Here is an 18,144-nt window from a genome sequence, read left to right as displayed (position 1 = left end):
CGTCGACTCCGTGACTCAAGCGTTATCACCGGGCCCGGACCGGTGCGAACCTCTCCGCGGGGGCGCACTGCACGCGCAGAGGGAAGCTCCGCCGCGCACGGAGGGGAGTTGAGGCACACGGCGGCGCACATCCGGCCGAGCTCTAAGATCACGCCATGACTGCTGATGCCGCGTTCACCCGCGAGCCGTTTTGACCACCAAGGCGTCGGGACGGAGCCACCTCACCCGAGGTTTGGCCGAGCACAGCGCCCTCGGGCTGCGCTCCGATTCGTAGGCTCCGCAGCCCGGTGAGAACGAGTTGTGAGCAGTGCGGCATTCGGCGAGAACAGGAGCATGCGGTGGGTGGGGTTGAGGGGCAGGACGGGTCCTCGGTGTCCGACGAGGAGTGGGATCGGTTCCTGCGGGAGTCGGTGAAGGGGGCGGCCGGGGCTCCCGTGGAGCCGTCGGCGCGTGCCCGTGGGGTGGAGCGGCGCCTCAAGGAAGCGGCCGGGCAGGCGGAAGGCTGGCGTACGTACTCACCGGCGCGGCCCCGGCGCAGGACCGGCTGGTACGTGGCCGGGCTGGTCGCGGCCGCGGCCCTGCTGGGCGTGGGGCTCTTCCCCCAGCAGGTGTTCGGGCTCTTCGACGGCGATGACGGCAGACAGAGCGAGACTCCCCTGGCCGCCGAGTCGAAGAGGCCGGGTGCGGCTCCCGGCGCCGCACCGGCGCAACGTCCCACCTGGGACGAACCCTTCCGGGGTTCGCCCGCCGCCCGCTGGGCAGACGGGGCGGCAGGGATCACCGTGCCCGCGGCCAAGGCGACCGGGTGGATGGATGCCGCGCAGGTCGACAAGGCTCTGGAGCAGAGCCGGCGCTTCCTGGTGGATGCCGGACTCGACCGCGGCGTGCTGCGCGGCGAACGGCCGACGAAGGCGATCGGGCTGCTCAACCCGCACCAATCCGACGTACAGGACTATCTGCGTACCGCCCTGTCGTCGAAGACGCCCACGCCCACCACCGACCCGCTGCTGCTGTTCAGCCGCTTCCGGCCGCGGCAGGCCCAACTGGTCGGCGACGTGGTCAAGACGCGCGGCCGGCTCTCCTACCGCGAGGGCAGACGAGGGGCGCTCGAAGTGACGGCGGACGTCACCTTCGTGTACCCGGTGGCGCCCGCGGGCGAGCGGGGGCGGGACACCGACATCGTCCGTACGATCGTGCGGCGTGAGGTGGTGATGAGCTGGGACGACCCGGACAAGGTCATCACCGAACCGGGCACGATGTCCCTCGTCTCCTACACGCTCGACCTGACCAACGGCGGCTGCTCCGGCCCGACCGGCTACTTCACGCCGCCGTTCGACGCCGCCGACAAGCAGCACGCCGACTCGGAACACCGACTGGATCCGTACGACCGCAGCAAGCCCGTCGACAGCGACGACGCGCAAGCCGACGGCAAGAAGTGCGTCACGGCCACGCGCTCTTAGTGCCTGAGCGCGCAGTCGCGGGGTAAGGCAGCGGCCGCGACAGCGAATCGGGGTCTGTGGCAGGCCCTTGTAGGTTCGTCGCATGGACTCCGAAAGCAGCACGGCCTGGAAGACCGACCGGATCGGGAGCGCGCTCAGAGGTGAGAACCCCTCCGTGCTGCGGAGGCTGGGGGCGGGGTTCGCCGTGATCGGGGACGTGCAGTTCCTGCCGGGGTACTCCGTCCTCCTCGTCGACGATCCCGGAGTGCAACGGCTTTCGGAGTTGCCCCGGAAGCGGCGGCTCCAGTTCCTGGCCGACATGGACCAGCTCGGGGAAGCCGTCGAGCAGACCTGTCGACGGGCGGATCCGGGCTTCCGGCGCGTGAATCTGGAGATCCTCGGCAATACGGATCCCTTTCTGCACGCCCACATATGGCCGCGCTACGAGTGGGAGCCCCCGGACCTCGTCGGCGAGCCGGTGTGGCTCTACCCGCGCGAACGGTGGAGTGACGACCGGTTCGCGCTGGGGTCGCAGCACGATCCGCTGCGGGAGAACATCGGCGCCGAGCTCGACCGCCTGCGCCGATCAGCACCCTGACCTGCGGCTACGCAAGAGCGCCGGATAGAATCCCGGGTGAGTACGCGGATATCCCCACCCGGACCGCCGCCGGTGCCCACGTCCCTGCCGACCGCGAGGGAAGACGGGCCGACTCCTGCCCTTCTGCCATCGCCGTCCGGGTCTCCCGTCGGCCCTGCCCCGGAATCGCACCGTCTTGAGCACCGACGAAATCGTTGACGCGCAGCCTGTCTGCGCATCCGCTGCCCCCGTGTCCTGCGCGCACGTACCGGGTGCCCCTGTACCCGTTGTCCCCCTTGCCCGCTCCGGCCGTTCCCGCTTCCGCGCCCGCCTCGCCGGTCGTGCGCCCGCCCCTCCCTCGCCCGGCGCCGCCCTGCACAACATCAGCGCCGCGACCGCCGTGCTGCTGGTTCTGGTGGCGATAGGTTCCGTCATCCACGAGCCCGTGCTGATACCCCCGCTGGCCGCGTCCGCGGCGATCATCCATGGCGCGCCGGCGCTGCCGCTCGCCCAGCCCCGCAGTGTGATCGTCGGGCATCTGCTGTGCGCCGCCGTGGGCTACGCGGTCGTCGCCGCGTCCGGCAGTTCGCCGTGGGCGGCGGCCCTCGCCGCCGGGATCAGTCTCGCCGTGATGACCGTGGCCCGTACCCCGCACTCCCCCGCGTGCGCGACCGCAGTCGTCATCGTCCTGAACACGCCGCGCCCCGCCACCTTCGTACCCCTGCTCGTGGGATCCGCCGGGCTGCTCGTCCTCGCGGGCTGGGCCGCCTCATACGCCCGCCCCCGGACACCGCGCTACCCCGCCTACTGGTGGTGATCCCCACCCGCGGTGAGCCCGGCGGATAATCGCGTGCCCCCGCCCGGCGGGCTCGTTATCCTCGGCCACATGAACGTCACAGGCCCACGCACCGACGCGACCGCGCGAGCGACCAGCTCGCCGGTTGCCGCCGCCTGACGTCTTTCCCCCCTCTCCATCGGCGACCGGAAACGGCCCGCCGATGGACATCGCCGGATCCCTTCGTCGATCCATCACCGCGCGGACCGTTGTCCGGTGCCTCCCCGCTCTCCACGCGAAGGAGCCACCTCATGCACACCGACCAGGTCGTCCGCACGTTCATCGACTATTTCCAGGAGCGCGGACACCACAGGATCACCGGCTCGACCCTGCTGCCGCCGCCCGGCGACCCCGTCCTGTTCACCACGTCGGGCATGCACCCCCTCACCCCGTATCTGGAGGGGCGCCCGCACCCGCTCGGCAACCGGCTCGTCAACGTGCAGCGCTGTCTGCGCACCACCGACCTCGAAGAAGTCGGCGACCCCACGCATCTCACCGTCTTCGAGATGCTCGGCACCTGGTCGCTCGGCGACTACGAAGGGCCGCAGAGCCTGCGTTGGGGGTACGAGCTCCTGACCGAGGGGTTGGGCGTCGACCCACGGTCGATGCACGCCACCGTCTTCGGCGGCGACGACCGCACCGGCCCCGACACCGCTTCCCTGCAGGTGTGGGAGGAGCTCGGGGTTCCGGTGGAGTTGACCGTGGAGGACAACTGGTGGTCCAACGGGCCGACCGGACCGTGCGGTCCCGACTCGGAGATCTTCCTCTGGACCGGGAGTAGAGCCGGTGGCGATGACGTTCCGCCGCGGTCGACGCCCTCCCAGGACGACCGCTGGGTGGAGATGTGGAACCACGTCACCATGCGTTACCGGAAGCTCGACGACGGCTCCCTCGTACCGCTCCCCCAGCGCAACATCGACACCGGACTCGGTCTGGAGCGGCTGGTCGCCACCCTGCAGGGCAAGTCGTCGGTGTTCGAGAGCGATGTGTTCGAGCCCTGGCGCCTGCTCGTGCCGGGACTGTGGCCGCTGGACGAGACGTCGCTGCGGCTCGTCTGCGACCATCTGCGGTCCGCCGTCGTCGTCATCGGGGACGGAGTGCGGCCGAGCAACACCGGCCGCGGGTATGTGCTGCGCCGGCTGGTGCGGCGCCTGCTCACCGTCCTCTGGCGTGAGGAGCACGGGTCACGCGGTCTCGGGGACCTGCCGGACGAACTGCTGCGGCACACTCTGGACCACTTCCGGCAGGACATGGACCCCGGCGACGTACGCGTGCTGCTGCTCGACGAGGAGCAGCGGTTCCGGCGGCTTCTGGAGCGGGGGCGACGGATCCTGGCCCAGCCCCGGTTCCGCGGGCCGCTGGACGAGGAGCGCTTGCGCTATCTCCACGACACGCACGGCCTGCCGCGCGACCTCGTGCTCGGCCTGCGGCCGGAGTGACCGTCCCGGTGGGTGAAGGCCGGCTCCGTCACGGCGCCGGCCCTCTCCGGGTTGCCAGTGTCGTGGGCGCCCGCTCGACAGGCGGCGGAGAGGTGATCCGGTGCCTCTCCCGGCACGGATACGGCTGGGTGAACGACAGGCCTTCCGACACAGGCCCGAGCACCGGCCAGCACACCCCGGTCACCTAGACTCGACCAATGGCCAAGTACTTCGACGTGCACCCCGACAACCCCCAGCGGCGCAGCATCAGCAGCGTGGTCGACGGGATCCGATCCGGCGCGCTCGTCGCGTATCCGACGGATTCCTGTTACGCGCTGGGGTGTCAGCTCGGGAGCCGTGACGGCATGGACCGCATCCGGTCGATCCGGCGGCTCGACGACCGGCATCATTTCACCCTGATGTGCGAGAGCTTCGCGCAGATGGGGCAGTTCGTCCATCTCGACAACGACGTGTTCCGTGCCATCAAGGCCGCCACGCCCGGCAGTTACACGTTCATTCTGCCCGCCACCAAAGAGGTGCCGCGCCAGATGATGCACCCCAAGAAGAAGACGGTCGGCGTGCGCATCCCCGACCACACGGTCACCCAGGCCCTCCTGGCCGAGCTCGGCGAGCCACTGCTGTCCAGCACGCTGCTGCTGCCCGACCAGGAGGAGCCGCTGACCCAGGGCTGGGACATCAAGGAGCGTCTCGACCACCTCGTGGACTCGGTCATCGACTCCGGCGACTGCGGTACCGAGCCGACCACCGTCATCGACTTCTCCGACGGCGAGGCGGAGATCGTGCGGCGCGGCGCGGGCGACACCTCCCGCTTCGAGTAGGAGCAGGTGGCGCCTGCGGAGGGGGCGCTGCGCTCAGCCCACCGGCGCGCAGCACCCGTCTCTCCGCATCAGGCGCCCCACCTTCAGCCAGTCCGCCTCCCCCTCGTCCCGCCGTCGCCGCTCGAAGGCCGAGGTCAGGTCCGCGGTCCTGTAGAGGTTTCCGGCCCTGAGCACCGACACCGTCCGCACCATCGTGTCGAAATCGGTGAACGGGTCGCCGTCCACCACGGTCAGGTCGGCGATCTTTCCCGGTTCGACCGTGCCCAGCTCCCGGTCGAGGCCGAACACCCGGGCCGGCCGCAGGGTCGCGGTGCGCAGCGCCTCCGCCGGGGTCAGGCCTCCCAGGTGGAGGGCGCGCAGGCCCAGGTGGAGGGCGAGGCCCACCGGGACGATGGGCTGGTCCGTGCCGAGGGCCACCTCGCCGCCCTCTGACAGGATGCGGCGGTAGATGTCGGTCTCCCGGCGCAGTGTCGCCAGCTGGGCCTCGCTCGGCGGTGCGGCCGCGCCCGCCTTCACCGCCGCCGCGTCCCACGGCGGCATCACCGCGGTGACGCGCGGGTCGTCCGCGAGTGCCGGGTCCGCGCCGAGCAGGGGCGCGGAGGTGAACGGTGTGGCGATGAGGGAGAAGGCCGCGCCCCGGCCGCTGTAGATCTCGATGACGTCGTCCCACGCGCGGCCGGTGGCCGTGATGGCGTGCCCGAACTCCGCGCGCTGGGTGGCCTGCAGGTGGGACGTGAGGTCCTGGCCGAGTTGGATGCCTGGCGAGAGGAGGTGGCCGCCCGTGCGCACTCCGAGCTTCTCGTGCGCGAAGCGTGCCGCCTCCTCCATCACCCAGCCCGGCGCCCGCACATAGGTTTTGACGAAGTCCCAGTCGAGTGCCGCTCCGCGTCGCAGCGAGCGACCCAGTGCCGCCCGGCTCCGGTGGGAGCGGCCCATGCTGTACGCGACGCGCGCGCCGTCCAGCAGTTCGCCGGTCGTGAGCAGGCGGGGGCCCGCCAGTTCGCCCGCGTACACCGCCTCGCGGATGCGGGCCTGTTCGTAGGCGAAGCCGCCGAGTGAGACGGCTGTGGTGATGCCGTACGTCAGTTGGCCCGCTGTCTGGCGTCCGCCGTAGGTCGTCTGCCAGGGGTGCGTGTGCGTGTCCCAGAGGCCGGGGACGACCGTGCGGTGCGAGGCGTCGACGCGGCGGTCCGCGGGGCGGGCCGGGCCTGCGGGGCGGTGGGGTCGTACGGAGGTGATGCGGCCGGCGCTGATCACGATGTCGACGTCGTCCCGGACCTCGTCGCCGGTGCCGTCCCACAGCCGACCCGCGTGGACGACGACGTCCGCGGGCGCTGGCCTGCGCCGGTCCAACGGCACCCGCACCGTGCGCGGGCGATCCCCTCCCGTACCGATGCCGACGAGGCGCAGTTTCCCGCTCGACAGATAGAGGAGCGACTTCGAGTCGCCCGCCCACGACGGGTGGTCGGCCGGTTCGTCGGAGAGGACCCGGAGTGCGCCGCGCGGCGTGCCGTCGGGCCGTACGGGCAGCAGGCACAGCGCCGATTCGACGATCACGGCGAGCCAGCGGCCGTCCGGCGACCAGACGGGCCCCGAGTCGTACCGGTCGGAGAGCGAGGCGTGCGGGGCCACGGCGTACAGGCGGTCGGCTCCGGTGTGCGCGTCGACGACGCGGATCAGGTTGTAGCCCTCGCGGAAGCGGTGATTGATGCGGTTCCGGTCGCAGAGCGCCACGTACCGGCCGTCGGGCGACCAGCTGGGCCGGCCGGGGAGGCCTCCTCCGCCGAGCGGGGTGACCAGCGCGCGTTCGGTGCCGGACGCGAGGTCGCGTACGACGAGGCGGCCGGTCATGTCGAGGCAGGCGAGCCGTTCGCCGTCGGGCGAGAGGACGGGGTGGACGCGGCCTCCGGTCGCCAGTGCGGTCTCGGCTCCGGTGGCGAGGTCGTGGCGGTACACGCCGAGCAGTCCGTCGCGGTCGTCGGCGTAGACCAAGGATTTGCCGTCCCGTGCCCAGGCAGGGGCGAGCAGGTAGCCGGTGGCCGGGGCGCGGTGCAGCCGCCGGGGCGGCTTGCCGCCCGAAGTGGGGGCCAGCCAGAGCGAGTTGAGCGCGGCGAAGGCGATGCGACGGCCGTCGGGCGAGAGGGCGGGCAGGTGGATGCCGCGCGTGGGACGGGCCCGCCCGAGGCCCAGGTCGTACTCCTTGACCCGGTAGTGCGGGCGTCGCACGGGCAGGGTGGCGTCGAAGGGGATCACTTCCGGGTCGCCCGGGACCGGACCTCGCCCCGGGGGCAGAGCTCGATCAGAGCCCTCCGGCTCGCCGACGCTGTGGGGACGATCGGGACCGTCGGAACGGTCGGGACGTACGAGCGTGAACCGGCCGTCCACCGTGAGCAGGAGCCTCCCCTCCTCCGTCCAGCGCGGCGGCACGGGAGCCAGGTCGCCGTCGAGTGCGACGGGCCTGCCGTCGACGACCAGCGTGCAGGACCCGTGGGGCGCGGCCGTGGTCCGCAGATACGCGAGGCGTTCTCCGTCCGGGGCGAGGGCGGGCGTCATGACCTGCGCCTTCGCCGTCTCGGTGTGGGTGACCGTGACGGGGCCCGCTCCCCCGGCCGGGACGGACGCGATGGTGCGGGCCTCCAGCGTGGTGCTGCCCGTCTGCGTCGCGACCGGTTTGCCGCGCACGAAGAGGAGTCGCCCGCCGTCCGGCGACCACGTGGGGTCGAAGTCCTCCCACGGGCCGTCCTGCAGAGGGCCGTCCTGACCGGGGCGCCCGGTCACGCGGACGATGTCGCCGCTCGCGACGTCCAGGACATGGATGCGGTACGAGCCGCCGCGCACCGGATCGCCGCCCCGCTCCGACGCGAAGGCGATCCGCGAGCCGTCGGGCGACCAGGCCGGGCCCCGGTCGTCCCAGGGCCCCTCGGTGCGCTGCCGCAACCCCGACCCGTCGGCGCGCATCGTCCAGATGTGGAATCCGCCGTCCTGGTACGCGCAGAACGCGACCGACGTCCCGTCCGGCGCGTACACGGGACGGTTCGGCTCCAGCCCCGCCGGCGTCAGCGGCACCGCCTCGCCGCCGGTGCGGGGCAGGGACCACAGGGTGGCCTGCGCCTCGACGATCAGCCGGTCCGCGCCCGGTACGAGCGTCGCCGCGCCGTTCGTCACGCGGGTGAACGAGAGGGGGACGGTGGTGCGGGGCCGGGCCGGCGCCGGGGCGGCGGTCCCGAGGGCGGCGACGGCCCCGGACGCGCCCGCGGCGACGAACAGTTGACGTCGGGACAGGGGCAACACCGTGTTGTGCCGGTCACAGTCCATAACACAGAACACTCGCCCATCGGCACCGTCGTGGACAACACCCATCGACGCCAACACGCCGGTGTCTTGAGCCGCTTTCGCGCAGAACCGTCACTGCCCCTACGTGGGGAACTCGCCGAGCCAGTCGCGCTTGAGGAGGTGCTTCGGCAGGTACGGCGACGCCTCGTCGACGGGAAAGTCCGAGTCGTACGCCAGGCATGCCAGGGCGAGCGGACCGAGGGCGATGCGGTGGTAGAGCGCGGTGGTTCCGGCGTCGGCCCTGTCGCTCCAGTACCGCTCGTGGTGCGCGAGCGCTTCGGTGAGGGCCTCGGCGAAGGCGGCACGGTCGCCCGCGATCAGGCGGTGCATGAGGGCGGCCGGCTGGTAGTCGATGAGGTTGAGGAAGTCGCCGGGGGTGCTGGTCGCGACGTGGGGGTGGGAGGTCTCCATGGTGGCGATGAGGTGCTGGACGACGTCGTCCATGGGCTGCCTGAGCCAGAACGCCCGCAGGGTCCGGATCCAGTGGAAGACGTACTCGTCGGCGGGGGCGGCCCGGCGCAGGTCGTCGAGCGGCACGTTGCAGAGCAGCGTCAGGCGGTCCTGTTCCCTGCAGACGACGGCGAGGTAGAAGGCGTCGAGCCAGGCGCGGGCGTCCGCGCCCGGTACGGGTCCTGTGGCGGTCAGGTGCAGGGTGCGATCGGTGATGCGGCACTCGACCGTTCCGCCGGTCTCGGCGGTCGTGCGGAACAGCGCCGAGCCGGTCTGCATCGCCCACACCCACGCCTCCCAGGTCTCCAGGCGCGCGCCGTCGGGGTCGGAGGCGAAGCGGACGTCGCTCAGCCGCTTCGTGGCGGCGAAGGTGTGGGCGACGCCTGCCTCGCTCTGCGCGAGACGGGCGATGCCCTCGGCCGCGGCGGCGGGGTCGAGGTCGGCCGCGTCGGCCTCCGCTCCGACCGGCTCCCCACCGGGTGCGCCGACGGGGGCGGTCTGCGGTGCCGCGGGGGCGGGCGGGCTCTCCGCGTGGAGCTTCTTCATCAGTTCCATCAGATCGGGCGGGGGCACCACGGAGAAGGAGCGGGTCTCGTGGTCGATGGCGGTGAGCGAGGTCATCCGTCCCTCGTGCCACCAGTACAGCCGCGGCGAGAGTGCGCCGGGCCCGTCGTCGTAGGCGCCGAGCGCGTACGCCCCCAGGTCGTTGACCGCGTCCACCACCGTGCCGTCCTCGATGGGGTGGAACGCCAGCAGGTTGCGGCTGGGCAGGACGACGAGCGCGCCGGCCTCCGGCAGGTCGCTGCCGGTGGTCGCGCGGGCCAGTTCGGGGAGCACGAGTGCCTTGCTGGCCACGAAGTGGGAGTCGCCGTACACGGTCCACAGCCGCGCGCCCTGCGGTCCTGTCACCTCGTCGTGCTCGACGAGTTCGCGGATCAGGTTGTTGCGGGCGGCCACCCAGAGCTGGTCCAGTCCGGCGCGTGCCACGTCGTGGTCGGTGAGGATGCGCACCGAGGTGGGGGTGTCGAGGGCGAGCGCGAGGAGCAGGCCTTCGGCGACCGGCCGCGCGTAGCGGAAGCTGTTCGCCGTCTCGCCGGGGAAGGAGTCGTCGGGCAGGAGCCGCAGGACGGCCCCTTCGAGCAGTTCCCGCGCGCTCTCCCCACCCCGCGAGCCGTTCTCCAGCGTCGTGAAGTGCTGTTCGATCAGGCGGGGCCAGTGCTCGTCGGCCGTGGCGCGGCACTGGTGCGCCAGGTTCGGGAGCGGACTGCGGCGTCCGTCGCCCCACAGCACGGCGTCGCCCTCGATCCGCGGGCGTATCCCGTGGCGGGTGAGGAGGTGCTCGGCTGTCAGGCCCCTCAGGCGTTCGGCCTGCGGGAAGGTCAGCATCGGCAGGTGGGGATCTGGTGCGTGGTGTTCGTTCACCCGGTGACTCTACGAAGGGCGGGCCCGGCGCGTCACAAAGGGGGGTTGGGGAAGTGAACGGGGAGGGTCTTGAAGGGGGTGGCGTACGCCTGGGAGCTGATGTCGTCCGCGCGCGTACGCCCAGAGTCTGGCAGTGCGCGGTACCAGGGGCCGACGCGGCGTCAACTGACGCCGAACTAGCGTCCTTTGCCATGACAGCATCACGGAGCGCCGCGCACAGACGCGCCCTTGCCACCGCCCTCGTCCTCTCTCTCACCGTTCCCCTCGCGGGCGCCGCGACCGCCTTCGCCGCGGCGTCGGACGGGCCCGGCCACGCCTCGGCGAGTGCCGTCCCGCCGGTCGACAAGTCGACGGTGTCTCTCCGGCTTCCGCGCCCCACCGGTCCGTACACCGTTGGACGCGACACGCTGCACCTCGTCGACAAGAGCCGTCGCGACCCGTGGGTGCCGTCGGCCGGCGCTCGTGAGCTGATGACGTCCGTGTACTACCCCGCGCGGCACGGAGGCGGGCGCCCCGCCTCCTATACGTCGGAGGAGGAGGCGCGGCTCCTGCTGGAGTGGTGGAAGAAGGAGGACGTGCTTGCCCCGGCCGCGTACGCGGGGACCCGTACCCACGCGCGCACCGGGGTGCGGCCCGCGCCGGGACGGTTCCCGCTGATCGTGCTCTCCCCCGGGTTCACCGCCCCGCGCTCCACGCTGACGCACCTGGCGGAGGACCTGGCGAGCCGGGGCTTCGTCGTGGCCACCGTCGACCACGCCTACGAGTCCGTCGGCACGGCGTTCCCCGGTGGTCGCGTGCTGACCTGTCAGGCGTGCGCCCCTGTCGAGGAGCCGGGCGGTGGCGAACTCGCAACGAAGGGGCGGGCCAAGGACATCTCGTACGTCATCGACCGGCTGACCGGCGGCAAGAACGCCTGGCGGCACGCCCGCATGATCGACGAGGAGCGGATCGGCGCGGGCGGTCACTCCATCGGCGGGTCCGGCGCGCTCGCCGCCATGACCACGGACCGTCGGGTGCGGGCCGGCATGAACATGGACGGCCACTTCCACACTCGTCCCACCGGCCTCGGCGACCGGCCGTTCCTGATGATCGGCACCGAGACCATCCACACGCCGGGCGTGGAGGACGGCAAGAACTGGGACGAGACGTGGGAGGGGATGGACGGCTGGAAGCGGTGGCTCACCGTCAGGGGCTCGGGGCACTTCACGTTCACCGACGTGCCCGTCCTCGCGGCGCAGGCGGGGGCGGTCGATCCCGAGGTGCCGCTGTCCGGTGAGCGCTCCGAACAGATCACTCGTGCCTACATCGGCGCGTTCTACGAGCGGCATCTGCGCGGCGTCCCGCGGCCGCTGCTCGACGGGCCGACGCCGGGGAATCCCGAGGTGACCTTCCAGCGGCGCTGACCCCGGCGGTCCGCGACGCAGAAAGGTTGGTCCGCACCAACTCCTTGACGGGGCCCAGGAGTCTGCCTTAAATCAAGTACTGAACGAAGTGAACGCGACGGGTCGTGCGTCGCGTTCACTTCTCGATGCCCACTTGTCATGCACATGCCCCCCACGCGAAGCGATGTGATGACCATGCCCACCTCCCTCAGCCGCCGCACCAAGCTGGGCGCCCTCGCCCTGGTCTGCGGCGCCGCAAGCCTCGGCGCACTCCCCACGGCCTCGGCGGAGAACGCGCCCCCGGCCCCGGCCCGCTCCGCCGCTCCCACAGCGTCCACGTTCACCGACGACTTCAACGGCCCCGCAGGAGCGGCGGTCGACGGCGGCAAGTGGCAGATCGAGACCGGCGACAACGTCAACAACCACGAGCGGCAGTACTACACGTCGGGCAACAAGAACGCGGCCCTCGACGGCCAGGGCAACCTGGTCATCACCGCCCGCAAGGAGAACCCCGGCAACTACCAGTGCTGGTACGGCCGTTGTGAGTACACATCGGCACGGCTCAACACCTCCGGCAAGTTCACGAGCACGTACGGCCACGTCGAGGCGCGGATGAAGGTGCCGCGCGGCCAGGGCATGTGGCCCGCGTTCTGGATGCTCGGCGCCGACATCGGCAATGTGGGCTGGCCGAACAGCGGCGAGATCGACGTGATGGAGAACGTCGGCTTCGAGCCGTCCACCGTCCACGGCACACTGCACGGCCCCGGCTACTCGGGGGCGGGCGGGATCGGCGCGGGGTACACGCTGCCCGGCGGGGAGGCCTTCGCGGACAAGTTCCACACCTTCGCCGTGGACTGGTCGCCGAACAAGGTCACCTGGTCCGTGGACGGCAAGGCCTACCAGACCCGCACCCCGGCCGACCTCAACGGCAACAGGTGGGTCTTCGACAAGCCCTTCTTCCTCATCCTGAACCTCGCGGTCGGCGGGTACTGGCCCGGCGACCCCGACGGCAGCACGACCTTCCCCAAGCAGCTCGTCGTCGACTACGTCCGCGTGACCGGCGGAAACGTGGCTCCGAACGGCAGCTGAGGCCCTGCCGCGGGCACGTCTCCGTACCTCGCGGCGGCACGCTTCCCGGGCCCGGGCGGGGTCCGGGAGGCGGCCGCCGAGACCGTCCCCGACCACCCGGGAAATCCGGTGACCCAGGCCACTCCGAGGGCTCCGCGGCTGTGAAGCCCCTCATCGGGGCCACGTCACATGCTAAGGACGGTAGTAGTCGCCCCGAGGCGTCCCCCGGGGCCTGGGGCTCCGCGGGGCACTGTCTCCACCAGGGCTTCTTCGTATCGCGGTAGTACGTCACATCATTGCGCCCGGCCCCGGGCGCCGCTAACCCTGGCTGAGTCTTCGGGACGCCCGGGATCGCACAGCAGGCACATTCGCCCGCTCGGTCCGGCGCCCCTCTCGTCCCCACCCAGGAGTTGCACCCGTATGTCCCTGACGCGCACCGCTCGCACCCGCAAGTTCTCCGTCGCCGGCATCGCCGTGGCGGGAGCGGCCGCCGCCGCGCTGACCGTCGTCCCCTCCCCCGCCCACGCCGCGGCGCCCGCACAGGCCCCCGCTGCCGCGCCGCACGCCGCCGCGGGCGACAAGAAGTACCCCGAGAACCTCGACGGCTGGATCCGCGAGTCCCTCGACATCATGAAGTCCAAGGGCATCCCCGGCTCCTACGAGGGTCTGCACCGCAACATCATGCGCGAGTCCGCCGGTGACCCGAACGCGCAGAACGGCTGGGACGTGAACGCCCAGAACGGCACCCCGTCCAAGGGCCTGCTGCAGGTCATCCAGCCGACCTTCGACGCCTACCACGTCGCGGGCACCCCCAATAACCTGACCGACCCGGTCGCCAACATCACCGCCGCCGCGAACTACGCCGCCGACAAGTACGGCTCGATCGACAACGTCGACTCCGCGTACTGAGTCCAGGACCACTGAGTTCCCCGGACACCTGATTCGCGAAGAGAGGCAGCGCATGCCGCACGAGAGCCAGCACGAGCACCCGGCACACCCGGCGGACGGCCCCTCGGTGCCCGCCTACGGGCCCGCCCGGGTCCGCGGCTCGCGGCGCAAGCCCCGTAAGAAGACCCTGCGGTACGTCGCGTGGGGCGCCCTGGGCCTGGTGCTCGCCGGTGGCGGAGGCGTCGCCTACGCCTGGCAGCACCTCGACGGCAACATCCAGGGCACGGACGTCGACGCCGCGCTGGGCCACGACAGGCCCGCACAGCAGCGCGACGGATCGATGAACATCCTCCTGCTCGGATCCGACTCCCGGGCAGGGACCCACGGCCGGTACGGCACCGGCGTGAGCGGGGCCCGAGCCGACACGGCGATGGTCCTGCACGTGGACAAGACCCACCAGAAGGCCTCGGTCGTCAGCATCCCGCGCGACACGATGGTGAAACGGCCCCGGTGCACGACGTCCCACGGCGGCGGCGCGGGCGCCCAGCAGGCCATGTTCAACTCGTCGTACCAGGTGGGAGGGCCCGCCTGCACCGTGAAGACGGTCGAGCAGATGTCGGGCCTGCGCATGGACCACTACCTCGAAGTCGACTTCAAGGGGTTCCAGAAGCTCATCGACGAGCTCGGCGGCGTGGACATCACCACCCACAAGGCCATCAAGGACCCCAACAGCGGTCTCTCGCTGACCCCCGGCAAGCACACGCTGAAGGGCGAGGACGCCCTCGCGCTCGTCCGCACCCGGCACGGTGTGGGGGACGGCAGCGACCTGGGCCGGATCCAGCTCCAGCAGGCCTTCATCAAGGCCCTGATCCACCGCGCCAACACGGTCGACCCGCTCAGCAGCCCCGCCAAGTCCTACGGCCTCGCGGACACCGCGACCAAGACGGTCAGCGCCGACTCCGACCTGGCGTCGGCCGACAAGCTGCTCGGCCTGGCGAAGGAGCTGAAGGGCATCAGCCCCGACGACACCAACATGGTGACGATGCCGGTCACGTACGACGCGCAGGACGCGGGCCGCGTCCTGCCCCTCGACAAGGCGTCGCACCGCGTCTGGAACGCACTGCGCCAGGACAAGCCCATACCGAAGTCCGCGACCGAGCAGTCCGTGGGCGACAGGACGGACTCGCCGGTCTCGGCGGGCTCCTGAACGCCGACGACGGCCTCGACCCCCTGGATCACGTCCGACCCTCGACCTCATGTCGAGGGTCGGACTGCACTCGATACGGTCAGCAGACCGTATGAGACGGAATCCGCGCGCTTTTTGTTCGCGGTTTCCGTTATCGAGGCGGGCGCAGGGCGTCTCCCATGTGTCGGAGGAGACAGGCCCCCCACGAAGAGAGTGGACACAGCGTGAGCAGCGAACGCCAAGTCGCGATGATCAGGGCAGCGCAGGACGGGAACCAGCAGGCGCAGGACGCGCTGGTGGCGGAGTACCTGCCGCTGGTCTACAACATCGTCGGACGGGCCCTGAACGGCCATGCGGACGTGGACGACGTGGTGCAGGAGACCATGCTCCGCGTCCTCGGCGGCCTGGACGGTCTGCGCGGCCCGGAGACCTTCCGCAGCTGGCTGGTCGCCATCACCATGAACCAGATACGCGGGCACTGGCGCGAGCGCGCCTCGGGCGCGATACCCGCCGGCGGCGGCCTGGCCGACGCGTACGACGTGGTCGACCCGGGCGCGGACTTCGTCGACCTGACCATCACGCGGCTCGGGCTCTCGGGGCAGCGCAGGGAGACCGCCGAGGCGACGCGCTGGCTGGACGAGGACGACCGGGCGCTGCTGTCGCTGTGGTGGCTGGAGTCCGCGGGCGAGCTGACGCGGGCCGAGGTCGCCGAGGCGCTTCAGCTGTCCCCGCAGCACGCGGCGGTGCGGGTGCAGCGCATGAAGGCCCAGCTGGAGACGGCGCGTGTGGTCGTGCGTGCCCTGGCGGCCAACCCTCCGTGCGGCGGGCTCCGGCAGATCACCGCCGGCTGGGACGGCGTGCCGTCGGCGCTGTGGCGCAAGCGGCTGGCCCGCCATGCCCGGGGCTGCTCGGCCTGCGAGGGCCACTGGTCGAATCTGGTGCCCGCCGAGGGGCTGCTGGTGGGGCTGGGGCTCGTGCCGGTGGGTTCCGCGCTCGCGGGGCTTGTCGTGCCGCCCGATCTGGTCGAGGTCGGTTCGGCGTCCGCCGCCTACGGGGACGGTTCGTCCGCTCCCGTCTCCGCTCGGGCGCAGGCCCGCCGTGATCGCGCCCGACGCCGGCGTCGTACGACGGGAGTGGCCGCCGCGGTCGTGGCCCTCGGCATCGGAGGCGCCGCGGTGCACCTCCTCACGAGCCCGGACACAGACGAGAGCACGCCGGCCACCGCCGCCGCGCCCGCCTCGCCCACCACCCCCGCGGCCTCGACGAGCGCCTCCCCCTCCGCTTCCCCCAAGCGCTCCGCCTCCCCCAGCGCCAAGCCGAAGCCGAGCAAGACGAAGAAGAAGGCGAAGCCCACGCCGACCCGCACCCCGGACAAGCCGAAGCCGAAGCCGACGACGCCCAAGGCGCCCGATCCCGATCCGGCGCCGCAGCAGCCGAGCGGCACGGCCGAGCAGGTCGTCGCCCTGGTGAACAACGAGCGCGCGAAGGCGGGCTGCGGACCCGTCCGCTCCAACAGCAAGCTCGCCTCGGCGGCCGCCAAGCACTCCGCCGACATGGCGGCCCGCGACTACTTCGACCACACCAGCCCCGACGGCACGGATCCCGGCGACCGGATCACCGCGGCCGGCTACCGCTGGAGCACGTACGGCGAGAACATAGCCCGCGGCCAGCAGACCCCGGCGTCGGTGATGGACTCCTGGATGAAGAGCCCCGGTCACAAGGCCAACATCCTCAACTGCGACTTCAAGGAGCTGGGCGTGGGCATCCACAACGGCTCCGGCGGCCCGTGGTGGACGCAGGCCTTCGGCACGGCGCTCTGACGGTCACAGCGAGCTGGGCACCACGAACAGGCCCCAGGTGACGAGGGGGCCGACGAGGCTGATGCCGAGGCCCCACGCCATGAGGCGGCGGAAGACGAAGTCCCGTTGGTCCGCGGGTGTGTTGGCGGTCACGAGCGCCCCGCTGGTGGAGAACGGCGAGGCGTCCACGACGGACGCGGAGATGGCCAGTGCGGTGATGAGTCCGACGGCTCCCACCTCGCCCGCGAGCAGGAAGGGCACGGCCAGCGGGATCAGCGCGCCGAGCATGCCGGTGGTCGAGGCGAAGGCGGAGACCACGGCGCCGATGAGGCAGATCAGGAGGGCGCCCACCAGGGGTGCCTGGATGGACGCGACCTGCTTGCCCAGGTAGTCGATGGTGCCCATGCGCTCCATCTGGCTGACGTAGGTGACGATGCCGCAGACCAGGAGGACGGTGGACCACGCGCACCGGTCCACGGCGCCGGTGACCGATTTCGGGGAGACCAGCGACAGGACGACGGTGATGGTGAGTGCCATCAGGCCGACGTCTAGGTCGAAGAAGAGGGCTCCGGCGACGAGGCCAAGGAGGCCTGCGAGGGTGAGCGCGCGCGGGCCGTCGAGCTTGAGCGGCTCCTCCCGCGTCGTGGGTGCGGCGGTCGCGGTGGCGGCGGGCGTACGACGGGGAGCGGCGCCCGCCTCGACCAGCTGACCGCCGTGCGGCGGCGCGTCGTCGGGGCGCGCGGGGTCGGCGTTCCCGCCACCACCTCCTTTGTGTGTCTCCACGCGTTGCCCGAGCAATTGCCGGCCGCCGAAGGTGAAGAAGATGATGACGCACAGCGCCACGTTGAACAGGAACGAGGCGGTGAACAGGAGGGCCGGGTTGCCCGGCAGGTCGTTGCGCTCGACCACGTTGTTGGTGATGCTGCCGAACACGCCGATCGGCGAGAAGCCGCCCGCGCTGGCTCCATTGGCGATGAGGAGGCCCATGAGCACGGGGTTGATGCCGTAGGCGACGGCGAAGCCGAGGCCGATGGGGGCGATGATGCCGACCGCGGCCGGGGTGACCGCACCGACCGCGGTGAGGACGGCGGTGACGAGGAACATGACCCAGGGGATGAGGGCGATACGGCCGCGTACCGCTTTCACCGCCGCGTCGACGAGCCAGTCGACCGTGCCGTTGTTCTTCGCTATGGCGAACAGCAGGGTGACGCCGACGAGGACGACGAACAGGTCGCCGGGGAAGCCGGCGAAGAGGTCGTCCGTCGACTCGTCCGCCACGGTGGCGCCGACGATGAACGCGGCCACAAGGGCGAGTGCGCCCAGGTGGGCGGCGGAGAAGGTGGCGATGGCGAAGACGAGGACCAGGGCGATGATGGAGATGACTTGATCTGACACGAGGGCTCCCTTGCCGTCGGCCGATGTCATGTCGCGGGGCGCCGCGGCGCGTCACGAAGGGTGCGCGGGGCGCCGGGAGTGCGCGGTGGATGGTGGCGCGCACGGACGTCCGC

At 71.6% G+C, this 18,144-nt stretch carries 13 protein-coding genes; 10 read left to right on the top strand and 3 right to left on the bottom strand.

What is annotated here, in order from left to right:
* The first annotated feature begins 338 nt into the window (after window positions 1-338).
* From DEJ48_RS38295 to DEJ48_RS38275, 5 genes are all read left to right on the top strand, one after another.
* Window positions 339-1,460 carry a hypothetical protein gene (locus tag DEJ48_RS38295; protein ID WP_223832369.1) on the top strand — a complete coding sequence of 374 codons (1,122 nt, stop codon included), beginning with the start codon at window positions 339-341 and terminating at the stop codon, window positions 1,458-1,460.
* Window positions 1,461-1,542: 82 nt separating this feature from the next.
* Window positions 1,543-2,037 carry an HIT family protein gene (locus tag DEJ48_RS38290; protein WP_150220683.1) on the top strand — a complete coding sequence of 165 codons (495 nt, stop codon included), beginning with the start codon at window positions 1,543-1,545 and terminating at the stop codon, window positions 2,035-2,037.
* A gap of 229 nt (window positions 2,038-2,266) precedes the next feature.
* Entirely contained in the window at window positions 2,267-2,833 is a 567-nt protein-coding gene (locus tag DEJ48_RS38285; RefSeq protein ID WP_150220682.1) for an HPP family protein, read from the top strand.
* Between the two features lie 269 nt (window positions 2,834-3,102).
* Window positions 3,103-4,290 carry an alanine--tRNA ligase-related protein gene (locus DEJ48_RS38280; RefSeq protein WP_150220681.1) on the top strand — a complete coding sequence of 396 codons (1,188 nt, stop codon included), beginning with the start codon at window positions 3,103-3,105 and terminating at the stop codon, window positions 4,288-4,290.
* Window positions 4,291-4,487: 197 nt separating this feature from the next.
* On the top strand, window positions 4,488-5,108 hold the full coding sequence (locus DEJ48_RS38275; RefSeq protein ID WP_150220680.1) for an L-threonylcarbamoyladenylate synthase: 621 nt from the start codon (window positions 4,488-4,490) through the stop codon (window positions 5,106-5,108).
* Window positions 5,109-5,141: 33 nt separating this feature from the next.
* Here DEJ48_RS38275 and DEJ48_RS38270 read toward each other — a convergent pair whose 3' ends face one another.
* Both DEJ48_RS38270 and DEJ48_RS38265 read right to left on the bottom strand, forming a co-directional pair.
* Window positions 5,142-8,423, bottom strand: coding sequence for an amidohydrolase family protein (locus DEJ48_RS38270; protein WP_150220679.1), 3,282 nt, complete (start codon window positions 8,421-8,423; stop codon window positions 5,142-5,144).
* 99 nt (window positions 8,424-8,522) lie between these two features.
* Window positions 8,523-10,313: an immunity 49 family protein gene (locus DEJ48_RS38265; protein WP_223832368.1), complete on the bottom strand. Its 1,791-nt coding sequence runs from the start codon at window positions 10,311-10,313 to the stop codon at window positions 8,523-8,525.
* A 191-nt stretch (window positions 10,314-10,504) separates the two neighbouring features.
* Between DEJ48_RS38265 and DEJ48_RS38260 the strand changes: the two genes are divergently transcribed.
* From DEJ48_RS38260 to DEJ48_RS38240, 5 genes are all read left to right on the top strand, one after another.
* A complete protein-coding gene (locus DEJ48_RS38260; protein ID WP_150220678.1) occupies window positions 10,505-11,716 on the top strand; it encodes an alpha/beta hydrolase family protein in 1,212 nt (403 codons plus the stop codon).
* Between the two features lie 174 nt (window positions 11,717-11,890).
* Window positions 11,891-12,784 (top strand): family 16 glycosylhydrolase, encoded by an 894-nt coding sequence (locus tag DEJ48_RS38255; RefSeq protein ID WP_223832367.1) that lies wholly within the window; start codon window positions 11,891-11,893, stop codon window positions 12,782-12,784.
* Window positions 12,785-13,183: 399 nt separating this feature from the next.
* On the top strand, window positions 13,184-13,672 hold the full coding sequence (locus DEJ48_RS38250) for a transglycosylase SLT domain-containing protein (protein ID WP_150220676.1): 489 nt from the start codon (window positions 13,184-13,186) through the stop codon (window positions 13,670-13,672).
* 52 nt (window positions 13,673-13,724) lie between these two features.
* The gene (locus DEJ48_RS38245) at window positions 13,725-14,858 is read left to right on the top strand and encodes an LCP family protein (protein WP_150220675.1); all 1,134 of its coding nucleotides are present in this window, start codon (window positions 13,725-13,727) and stop codon (window positions 14,856-14,858) included.
* A gap of 203 nt (window positions 14,859-15,061) precedes the next feature.
* On the top strand, window positions 15,062-16,657 hold the full coding sequence (locus DEJ48_RS38240; RefSeq protein ID WP_150220674.1) for a sigma-70 family RNA polymerase sigma factor: 1,596 nt from the start codon (window positions 15,062-15,064) through the stop codon (window positions 16,655-16,657).
* A gap of 3 nt (window positions 16,658-16,660) precedes the next feature.
* Here the strand turns inward: DEJ48_RS38240 and DEJ48_RS38235 are convergent, their stop codons facing one another.
* Window positions 16,661-18,031, bottom strand: a complete 1,371-nt coding sequence (locus DEJ48_RS38235) for an SLC13 family permease (RefSeq protein ID WP_150220673.1) — start codon at window positions 18,029-18,031, stop codon at window positions 16,661-16,663.
* Window positions 18,032-18,144 lie beyond the last annotated feature (113 nt).

This window comes from Streptomyces venezuelae, from assembly GCF_008642315.1.
Taxonomy (GTDB): Bacteria; Actinomycetota; Actinomycetes; order Streptomycetales; family Streptomycetaceae; genus Streptomyces; species Streptomyces venezuelae_D.
This window is presented reverse-complemented; position numbering and strand designations above follow the sequence as displayed.